At 68.8% G+C, this 9,456-nt stretch carries 9 protein-coding genes; 4 read left to right on the forward strand and 5 right to left on the reverse strand.

Features of this window, described 5'->3' with window-relative positions; genetic code table 11:
* Positions 1–14: 14 nt before the first annotated feature.
* The 5 genes from ABIR74_RS07065 to ABIR74_RS07085 are packed head-to-tail and all read right to left on the reverse strand — an operon-like array spanning position 15 to position 4,594.
* The gene (locus tag ABIR74_RS07065) at positions 15–986 is read right to left on the reverse strand and encodes a VWA domain-containing protein (RefSeq protein WP_348176428.1); all 972 of its coding nucleotides are present in this window, start codon (positions 984–986) and stop codon (positions 15–17) included.
* On the reverse strand, positions 983–1,690 hold the full coding sequence (locus ABIR74_RS07070; protein WP_348176431.1) for a hypothetical protein: 708 nt from the start codon (positions 1,688–1,690) through the stop codon (positions 983–985). The genes ABIR74_RS07065 and ABIR74_RS07070 overlap by 4 nt, the downstream gene beginning before the upstream one ends.
* On the reverse strand, positions 1,687–2,661 hold the full coding sequence (locus ABIR74_RS07075; protein ID WP_348176434.1) for a VWA domain-containing protein: 975 nt from the start codon (positions 2,659–2,661) through the stop codon (positions 1,687–1,689). The genes ABIR74_RS07070 and ABIR74_RS07075 overlap by 4 nt, the downstream gene beginning before the upstream one ends.
* Complete coding sequence (locus tag ABIR74_RS07080; protein ID WP_348176437.1) at positions 2,658–3,581, reverse strand: DUF58 domain-containing protein; 924 nt, start codon at positions 3,579–3,581, stop codon at positions 2,658–2,660. Before ABIR74_RS07080 ends, ABIR74_RS07075 begins: the two co-directional genes overlap by 4 nt.
* Positions 3,578–4,594 carry a MoxR family ATPase gene (locus ABIR74_RS07085; protein ID WP_348176440.1) on the reverse strand — a complete coding sequence of 339 codons (1,017 nt, stop codon included), beginning with the start codon at positions 4,592–4,594 and terminating at the stop codon, positions 3,578–3,580. Before ABIR74_RS07085 ends, ABIR74_RS07080 begins: the two co-directional genes overlap by 4 nt.
* Before the next feature lie 269 nt (positions 4,595–4,863).
* On the opposite strand from ABIR74_RS07085, the gene ABIR74_RS07090 reads away from it, so the two are divergent.
* From ABIR74_RS07090 to ABIR74_RS07105, 4 genes are all read left to right on the forward strand, one after another.
* Positions 4,864–6,024 (forward strand): acyl-CoA dehydrogenase family protein, encoded by a 1,161-nt coding sequence (locus ABIR74_RS07090; protein ID WP_348176442.1) that lies wholly within the window; start codon positions 4,864–4,866, stop codon positions 6,022–6,024.
* A 165-nt stretch (positions 6,025–6,189) separates the two neighbouring features.
* Complete coding sequence (locus ABIR74_RS07095; RefSeq protein WP_348176445.1) at positions 6,190–7,116, forward strand: acyl-CoA dehydrogenase family protein; 927 nt, start codon at positions 6,190–6,192, stop codon at positions 7,114–7,116.
* Positions 7,116–8,723, forward strand: a complete 1,608-nt coding sequence (locus tag ABIR74_RS07100) for a long-chain fatty acid--CoA ligase (protein WP_348176448.1) — start codon at positions 7,116–7,118, stop codon at positions 8,721–8,723. Before ABIR74_RS07095 ends, ABIR74_RS07100 begins: the two co-directional genes overlap by 1 nt.
* A gap of 68 nt (positions 8,724–8,791) precedes the next feature.
* On the forward strand, positions 8,792–9,456 hold a 665-nt coding region (locus tag ABIR74_RS07105; RefSeq protein ID WP_348176450.1), incomplete at its 3' end, for an enoyl-CoA hydratase-related protein.

The following is a 9,456-nucleotide window of genomic DNA, read 5'->3' on the forward strand; positions in this document are numbered from 1 at the left end:
GCGCGACTGCCTGGTCAGGGAAGTCGCGGTGCCCAGAGACCAGCGAGACCGATTCCCGCCGCCAGGAGCGACGCTGCCGCGAGGACGAAAGCGGAGGTCACCTCGCGCGGCTTCTTCTCCGTCGCGACAACGCGACCCAGCTGCTTGTAGACCGCGGCCAGCCGATCGGCGTCGGTGGCTTCGAATGTCGAAGCGCCCGTCGCCTCCGCGATCCGCGCGAGCGTCAGCCGATCCGGAGGTACGAGGACGACGAGGTCGACGCCACCACGGTTGATCGTGACGGTTCCCTGCTGCGTGCCCAGCGCGATCGTATGGACCGGGATCCCCGCCTGTCGAGCGATGTCGGCGCCTTGCAGAGGATCGAGGATGCCCCTGGTCTGCGAGCCGTCCGAGAGGAGGACGACAGCGCCCGCCTTGGTCGCGGCGCCCGCCGTTGCACCCTCCTCCCCCGTCGATAGCCGCACCAGGTCGACACCACGCGCAACCGCGTCGCCGATCGCAGTCCCGTAACCGGGCGCGAGTGATGCGATCGCGCCCCTCAACGCCTCCTTGTCCGTCGTCGGAGAGGCCAGCACAACCGGCTCGTCCGAGAAAGCAATGAGGCCGATCTTGACCTGGGGCGGAACGCGGTCGACGAACGACCCGATTGCCTTGCGTGCGGCCTCGAGTCGACTGGGCGTCACGTCAACGGCATTCATCGAGACCGAGACGTCGACCACGAGCACCACGGTCGAGCGATCGACGGGGGTAGCGCGCGACACCTTCGGACGGGCGACGCTCACGCAGAGGAGTATGAGTGTGCTGAGAACGAGCACTGCTACGAGATGGCGCCTCCAGCTCGACCTGCCCTGAATCGATGCCACCACGGCGAGATTTGGAAACGAGATCGCTCCACTCGGAGGCGTGCGCTCGATCCAGAGGTAGACGAGCGTCGCCGCGACTGGAACGACGAGCGAGACGAGCAGGAGCGGCGAGCCGAACGTCATTGCGCCCTCCCGCACAACGCACGCACCTGAACCTCGGCCGTCGGGCCGGAGGCCGCCGTCGACGTAACGCGGGCGACGAGCACACCACTGACGACCGTCCGATCGACGCGAACGGCGCCGAGCATCGTGTCCGACGGCGAAAGCCGCTGCCGGAAGGCGACCGCGTGGGTCGAGCCCACGAGCCGCGAGCCCGCGGGGCACGTGATTCGGACGACGAAGGCACGCGTGCGAACCGGGCGTGCCACGACGACGCTCCGCACGGGCTGTCCCGGCCTGACGCCTGGCGAGCGTGCCGAGCGGGACGTGAGCGCGCGCCCACCACCGCCCCGCGTCGGGATGCACCCGATGAACGGCCTGAAGCTCGACGACCCCGCACCGGCACGAGAACGCGACGCCTGGAAGACGACGCTTCGCCGCGTCGTGACGCCCGGGCCGATGGGACTTCCGGTTTCCCCGCGGAAGGAGACATCGATGTCGCGCGTTGCGACGCGGGCGTCGGTCCCGGCGACGATGTACCCGGGTAGAGGGCAGGCGAGCTCGTACTCGACGCCGCCGACAGGAACGACGACCCAGGGACCTGGAAACGGGAGACAGACGCGAAGGCCCTTGCACTCGTCGGCCGCCCCCGCCGCCTCGACCCCGATGGCCGCGGTTGCCGCGAGCAGGGCGAGCGCGAGTGGAGCGAGTGCGAGGCGCGTCCTCACAGAGGTCTCCTCGTCCACGCGACGGAGAGCCCTGACGCGATCAGGAGCAAGACAACCCCGACACCGGCGAACCCGGCCGTGATCTCGCGCTCCTCTCGCTTCTTCCCGAGCCGGCCGCCGAGGTCACGGTAGATCTCCTCGAGGCGCTCGGCCGTGGGAGCCGCCGTGAACCTGCCGCCGGTGACGCGGGCGATTTCCTCCAGCGTCCTGGCGTCCGGCGAGACCGTGACGCGCTCCTTGAGGCCGTTCTTCAGGGGCACCTCGACGACCGCGTCGCTCGTGCCGAGCGCGACCGTGTTCACCGGAACGCCGAGCTTCTTCGCCTGCCCGGCTGCAGCCCGGGGCGTTCTCGTCCCGGAGGTCTGCTCTCCGTCGGAGAGCAGCACGACCGTCGCCGGCGGTGCGTCTGCGGGAAGTGGTTGCAGAGGGCTCAGGCCGGAGCGGGCAGCGGCGACGGAGCGATCGACCGCGTCGCCGAGCGCCGTTCCCGAGCCGAGCCGGATCTGTTCGAGTGCGGCGCGCGCGGCATCGCGGTCGGTGGTCGGATCGAGCGCGACGGACGCAGAGGTCGAGAACGTGACGATGCCAACTGCGAAATCCTTCGGCGCGACGTCGAGGAACGCCCGTGCTGACGTCAGAGCTGCGGCGAGGCGGGACGGTTTGACGTCGGTCGCGGCCATCGAGCGGGACGTGTCGAGGGCGAGAACAACGGTGGCGGAGCGATCGGGGACGGAGAGCGTCGCGCGTGGCCGCGCCACGCCCACGATCAGCGTCGTCAGCGCGACGAGGGCAAGAGCGAAGGGCATCAGACGCCTGGTCTTCCGCGGCATCGGAAGCGAGGCAGCGAGCAGGGCCGGTGTCCCGAATGCCGCGGACTGGGCGCGCCTCCGCCTTTCCCCGATTGCGAGCATCACGATCAGTAACGGGACGACGAGCAGCCCGAGCAGTGCGAGCGGAGTGCCGAAGCTCATCGGCGCTTGCCTCCGAGATGGGCAGCGAGGTCGCCGAGCCAGTCGCCCTCCGTCGAGAGCACGATGTGCGAGGCGCGGGCGCTTGCAAGATCGTCTGCAACGCTGCGGCGCTCGAGCGCTGCGGCCTCCGCGAATCGCGACCGTAGCCCCGCATCACCGGTATCGACGCGGAGTCGCGCACCCGACTCGGGATCGGAGAACCAGACCTCGCCCACGTCGACGAGATGATCCTCGCGGGGATCGCGGATCTCGACGGCGAGTACATCGTGGTGCCCTGCGAGGTCGACGATCTGGGGACGCCAGTCCCTTGGCCCCCGGAAGTCGGAGACGACGGCCACGAGCGAGCGCTGCCTGGCAACAGCGCCGAGCGCCGTCAGGGCCGGTCGCAGCTCCGACGCGACACCACCACCCGAGCTTTCGTCGCCGAGGGCGACGAGAAGCCCGACAAGCCCTGCGCGGCCCTGCCGTGGCGGGAGAGGCACAGAGCTCCCGCCGCCGAACGGAACGAGACCGACCCGATTTCCCCGCACGCTGGCTGCGTGTCCGAGGGCGAGCGCGACGCCTAGGGCGACATCGGCCTTGCGTCGATCGGCCGTCCCGAAGTCCATCGACGGCGTTCGGTCGAGCACGACCCACGTTACGAGGACGCGCTCGGCGAGCTGTACGCGAACGTGCGGCTCACGCGTCCGTGCCGTCACGTTCCAGTCGATCAGCCGAACGTCATCGCCCGGAACGTACGGCCGAACCTGTGCGAGCTCGCTCCCCCGACCGAGAAGGCTCGAGCGGTGATCGCCCGCGAGGAGTCCGTCGACGCGACGGCCGATGGAGAGCTCGAGCGCGCGGAGCAGCGGCTCCGGCATAGGCCCGGGGCCGGGGCGCTCCGGCGTCTCGACGACACCGAAAGCCCGCAGACGCGTCACGCTGCGACCGGCCTCCCGAGCTCGAGCGGCGGGGTGGCGACCGCCTCGAGAACGGCTTCGAGTACGTCATCCGCGGTTCGCTGTTCGGCAAGTGCGCGGTAGGTGAGCACGAGCCGGTGCCGGAGCGCATCGCGCGCGAGGGCGCGAACATCGGTGCCGAGGACATAGTCGCGGCCGTGGATGAGGGCAAGCGCACGCGCACTCTGGACGAGCGAGATCGGCCCACGGGGGCTGGCGCCGTACTCGACGAGCCCGGCGATCTCGCCGAGTCCGAACGCCGCAGGATTCCTTGTTGCCTCTGCGAGAGACACCGCATAGGCAACGATCGACGGGTCGACGTACACGTCGAGAACGGCGCGCTGCAGCTCCTTCAGGGACTCGATCTCGAGCACCTTGCGCACGGCCGCGGGATCGACCAGCGACCGCTGGACGACGGTCAGCTCCTCGTCTCGACTCGGGTAGCCGACGACGACCTTGAGCATGAACCGGTCGACCTGAGCCTCAGGGAGCGGGTACGTGCCCTCCGACTCGATCGGGTTCTGCGTCGCCATGACGAGGAAGGGGTCGGGGACGCGAAGCGTGTCGTGGCCGATCGTCACCTGGCGCTCCTGCATCACCTCGAGCAGCGCTGACTGCACCTTGGCGGGCGCGCGGTTGATCTCGTCGGCGAGAAGGAAGTTGCAGAAGACAGGGCCTTCCTCGGTGTCGAAGCCGCCCGTATCCGGTCGGTAGATGCGCGTTCCGACGAGGTCGCTCGGGACGAGATCCGGCGTGAACTGGACGCGCTTGAAGCTCCCGCCGAGCACCGCAGCCGTCGTCTTGATCGTCAGTGTCTTCGCTAGTCCGGGAACGCCCTCGATCAGCAGATGTCCGCCTGCGACGAGACAGACGAGCACGCGCTCGAGCATCTCGTCCTGGCCGGCGATCACTCGCTTGATCTCGACGAGCGCCTCCTCCAGCTGCCCGCGATGGTCGACGGAGGCGGGTGAGGGTGGAATCTCGGGCGGTGACATCAGGATGTCCTCCTTCTCGGTGGCTTCGGCGCGGATGGGTGGGGCCGGATGTGCGTGTTGGCGGGAGGGCTGAGCCGAGCAGCGTGGTCGGCTCGATCCGCATTGAGGCTGGGTGCCTTGATGCCGATCGAGACGGCCGCTACTCTACGCGTTCAGGCCCCCATGTGTGATTGCGTCAACCCGGAATCAACCATCAGGACGGAGCGTAGATAGACGGCCGGGCAAGCGGGGTGAATCCCCGGTTAAGCATCCGAACGTAGGATCGCCCCATGGATCTCCGCGACACGCCCGCCGAGGAGCAGTTCCGCAGCGACCTGCGGGCGTGGCTCGCCGTGAACCGTCCCGGCCAGACGTCCGGGGTCGCCGGCCAAGATACGACGTCTCCGCTGGAGGGCCGGCGCGACTGGAGCCGCCGTCTCCACAAGGCCGGATACAGCGGCCTGAGCTGGCCCACCGAGCACGGCGGAGCCGGCAAGCCCTACAGCTACCAGGCGATCTTCTTCGAGGAGCTCGCGCAGGCAGACGCGCCGCAGCACCTCGGCGTGATCGGGCTCGGGATGGCGGGCCCAACGATCATCGCCCACGGCACCGAGGCTCAGAAAGCCGGTCGACTGGAGCGCATCCTCTCGGCGGACGAGATCTGGTGCCAGGGCTTCTCGGAGCCCGAGGCCGGCTCCGACCTGTCGGCCGTGCGGACGAGCGCGCGGCTCGAAGGGTCGACCTTCGTGGTCGACGGCCAGAAGGTGTGGTCGTCCTACGCGCATATCGCCGACTGGTGCCTGCTCATCGCCCGGAGCGACCCTGCGTCCGAGCGACACGCAGGACTGACCTGCCTGATCGTCGACATGCGCTCGCCCGGCATCGAAGTGCGTCCGTTGCGCCAGCTCACGGGCGAGGCAGAGTTCAACGAGATCTTCTTCTCCGGTGTCCAGGTGCCGGACGAGAACCTCATCGGCGAGATCGGCGAGGGCTGGCAGGTCGCGATGACGACGCTTCTCCACGAGCGCGGGACGCTCGGATTCAGCCTTACCGCGAGTCTCGACGTCACGGTGCGGAAGCTGATCGAGCTCGCTCGAGACCGTGGCGCTACCTCGGTTCAGCGCGATGCGATCGCGCGCGAATGGATCGAGCTCGAGGCGCTGCGGTACACGGCATACCGCTCGCTCTCCGCGTTGCTGACGACGGGCGTTCCAGGGCCTGAGGGCGCCGCGCTGAAGCTCCAGTGGTCCGAGGCGAACCAACGCGTGACGAAGATCGCCCTCGAACTGCTCGGGTCGGACGCCCAGCTCCTCGCCGAGAACGCTCCCTACGGCGGCTACTGGCAGCACGAGCAGCTTCGCAGCCGTGGCAACACGATCGAGGCCGGCACGTCGGAGATCCTCCGGAACATCATCGCCGAGCGCGTCCTCGGCCTCCCGAGGTCGCGGTAGTGCGCCGTCCGGGGAAGACGGTGCAGATCCTGGCGCGCGACAAGCAAGCCAGGCGAGAACGCAGGGAGCGTCAGTATGTGTGCACATTGACGCGACTGAGGACGAACCATGACGCTGCTTTGCAGCCACCAGGGCTGGGCCGTATTCCCCGGACCGTGCACTGACATGGACTTCTCACCCACGACCGAGCAGGAGGAGCTTCGCGGCCAGGCGAGGGCCTTTCTTGCCGGGAACCCGCGGCCGTCCTGGCGAGAGCTCGCGGCGCTCGGCTGGACAGGCGTTTCCGTGGCCGAGAGCGACGGGGGCACGGGGCTCGGGTACCTCGAGGAAGCAGTGCTCTTCGAGGAGCTCGGTCGAGCGGTCACTCCCACGCCCTACCGCACCACCGTCGCCGTCGTCCTCCCCGCGCTCCCTCCCGACCTCCAGGGTGAGGTGGCTCGCGGCGAGGCCAGCTGGACGCTCGCGATCGGACCGCTCGTGCAGGATCTGGACACGGCCACCCGGATCGCGTACGTCGGCGGCGACTCGATCTGGGAGCTGGAAGGAGCCGAGAGAGAGATTCTGCAGACGAACGACGAGAGCCGGCCCCTCGGCGTCGTCACCGGTGGCACCGCGGGACGGCGCCTTGCGGGTTCGGAGCTACTGCCACTCCTGCGCACGCGCTCCCTGACGGCCCTCGCGCTCGAGGCCTGCGGCGTCGGTGAGCGGGCGCTCGACCTCGGGGTCGACCACGCGAGGGGCCGGACGCAGTTCGGGAGGGCGATCGGGAGCTACCAGGCGGTCTCGCACGCGCTCGCGACGACCTTCGTCGAGCTCGAGCTCGGCCGTTCGCTCGCCCTCTTCGCCGCTTGGTGCGTGGCGGAGCGAGACGACCGCGCGGCCGTCGCCGCTGCCGCAGCAAAGGCGCACTGCGCGGATGCGGCCGTCGCCGCATGCGAGCGCTCGATCCAGATTCACGGAGGAATCGGGTTCACCTGGGAGCACGTGCTGCACCGGCTGTACAAGCGTGCGCTCGGGATTCAGGCGTGGGAGACTTCGGGCGAGCGCCTGCGTGCGCAGATCGCCGACCACCTACTGGGAGGAGGGCTCTGATGGACGGCCTGATGCTCGACTACCAGCTCAACGTGCCGGCGATCCTGCGGCGTGCCGAACAGCTCTTCGGCTCCAGCGAGATCGCCAGCCGTCTTCCCGACAAGAGCTGGCATCGCTACACCTACACCGATTTCGTCCGTCGCGCGAAACAGCTCGCCCTCGCGCTTCGAAACGAGCTCGGACTCGTCGACGGTGATCGGGTCGGGACGTTCGCGTGGAATCATCACGAGCACCTCGAGGTCTATCTCGGCGCGCCAGCGGGTGGCCTCGTCACGCACACGCTGAATATCCGACTCCATCCCGACGATCTCACCTACATCGCGACGCACGGCGGCGACCGCGTCCTCGTAGCCGACAAGGTGCTGTGGCCGCTCGTCGAGCAGTTCAAGGATCGTGTCGGCTTCGAGCACATCATCGCGATCGGCGACGGGCCAACCCCCGAGGGCGCGATCGATTTCGAGGAGTTGCTCGCAACGCAGCGCGCCGACAACTGGGATGACCGCGACCTCGACGAGCGAATGGCGGCAGGCATGTGTTACACGAGCGGGACGACGGGACTGCCAAAGGGCGTCCTCTACTCCCATCGGTCGATCGCGATCCACGCCCTCACGCTGAGCGGTGCGCTAGGCATGAACTGCAACGACGTCTGCCTTCCCGTGGTGCCGATGTTCCACGCGAACGCGTGGTGCTTCCCGTTCTCGACGACGCTCGCGGGAGCGAAGCACGTCTACCCCGGCCCGCATCTCGACGGCGTCTCGCTGCTCGATGCCTTCGAGAGTGAAGGGGTGACGATCACCGCCGGCGTGCCCACGATCTGGAGCGGAATCCTCAACGCCCTCGACGCCGAGCCGGATCGCTGGAAACTCTCCGCGCTGCGGACGATGGCGATCGGCGGCGCCGCGCCACCCCGCGCGCTGATCGAAGGCTTCGGTGAGCGCCACGGGCTCCACATCACGCACGGCTGGGGACTCACCGAGACATCGCCTGTCGGGACACTCTCGGGGGTTGCCGGGCACGAAGCGGGGCTGTCAACGCAGGAGGCGTACACGAAGCGAGCCCGGCAGGGTCCACCACTCCCGTTCGTCGAGATCCGCGCGAGAGGTGACAACGGGCTTGTCCCCTGGGATGGGGTGACGATGGGTGAGCTCGAGATACGTGGCGCTTCGGTCGCGTCTGCGTACTACGAGACGCCCGAGGGTGCTGACCGCTTCACCGACGACGGCTGGTTCCGTACCGGCGACATCGCGACGATTCATCCCGACGGGTACGTCGAGCTCCAGGATCGGGCGAAGGATCTCGTGAAGTCGGGCGGTGAGTGGATCTCGACGGTGGCGCTCGAGAACGCGTTGATGGGCCACCCGGCGGTGCTCGAGGCGGCCGTGATCGCCGTGCCCGACGAGAAGTGGAGCGAACGCCCCCTGGCGGTCGTCGTGTTCCGCGAGGGGAAGTCTGCTGACGCCGACGAGTTGCGCGACTTCCTCGCGCCGAACTTCGCCAAGTGGTGGCTGCCCGAACGGTTCGAGGCCGTCGACGAGATCCCGAAGACGGCGGTCGGCAAGTTCCGCAAAACTGCCCTCAGAGCACAGTTTGCAACCCAGACCCCGTAGGGGCGGGACCTGTCCCGCCCTCGTCCAGGCCGCCCTCGCATGTCCCGCCCCCGCCTAGGAGAAACGTCATGACCCAGTTCGTCACCACCGAGCGCGCGGGTGCCGTTGCACTCGTCACGATCGACAACCCGCCGATGAATGCCCTCTCGTCGGCGCTCGTCGAGGAGCTCGAGGAGGAGGTCGGGCGGCTCGACAGCGACCCCGACACACGCGCGATCGTCCTTCGCGGCGGTGGCGAGCGGGCATTCGTGGCCGGAGCCGACATCAAAGAGTTTCCTGCACTGCGCGAGGCGGGCGGCAACGAAGGCGGCGCGGCCCGAGGGCTGCATGCCATCGGCCACCGCATGGATGCCGCCCACACCCCGTTCGTCGCGGCCATCAACGGCTACTGCCTCGGGGGCGGGCTCGAGCTCGCAATGTGCTGCGACGTGCGCATCTGCGCCGACAACGCTCACCTCGGACAGCCAGAAATCAAGCTTGGTCTGATCCCGGGCGGTGGTGGCACTCAGCGTCTTCCACGCCTGATCGGCGTCGGCCGCGCGAATCTCCTCAATCTGAGCGGCGAGTTCATCGACGCCGAGACGGCGTACGCCTGGGGGCTCGTCGAGAAGGTCGTTCCCGCGGCCGAGCTGATCGCCGCTGCGACGGCGGTCGCAGAGAGCTTCGCCGTCGTCTCGCCTCATGCGGTCGCGGTGATCCGGGAGCTCGCACGGACGACGCGCGACCTCTCGCT

The sequence above is a fragment of the Gaiella sp. genome (assembly GCF_039915195.1).
GTDB lineage: Bacteria > Actinomycetota > Thermoleophilia > Gaiellales > Gaiellaceae > Gaiella.